This is a genomic window from Paenibacillus sp. KS1 (genome assembly GCF_001680695.1).
GTDB lineage: Bacteria > Bacillota > Bacilli > Paenibacillales > Paenibacillaceae > Paenibacillus_B > Paenibacillus_B suaedae.
On record NZ_MAIS01000380.1, the window covers coordinates 1 to 248 of the forward strand.

A 248-nucleotide genomic window follows, 5' to 3' on the forward strand; every position below is an offset into this window, starting at 1 on the left:
TAGGATAAGCCCTCGACCGATTAGTATTGGTCAGCTCCACACATTGCTGTGCTTCCACCTCCAACCTATCTACCTCGTCGTCTTCAAGGGGTCTTACTAATTGGGAACTCTCATCTTGAGGGGGGCTTCACGCTTAGATGCTTTCAGCGCTTATCCCTTCCGCACATAGCTACCCAGCTATGCTCCTGGCGGAACAACTGGTTACACCAGCGGTGCGTCCATCCCGGTCCTCTCGTACTAAGGACAGC

The 248-nt window shown here is 53.2% G+C and carries 1 rRNA gene; it reads right to left on the reverse strand.

The features are described 5' to 3' along the window. Window positions 1-248 (reverse strand): 23S ribosomal RNA (locus BBG47_RS28735); the annotation flags it as partial.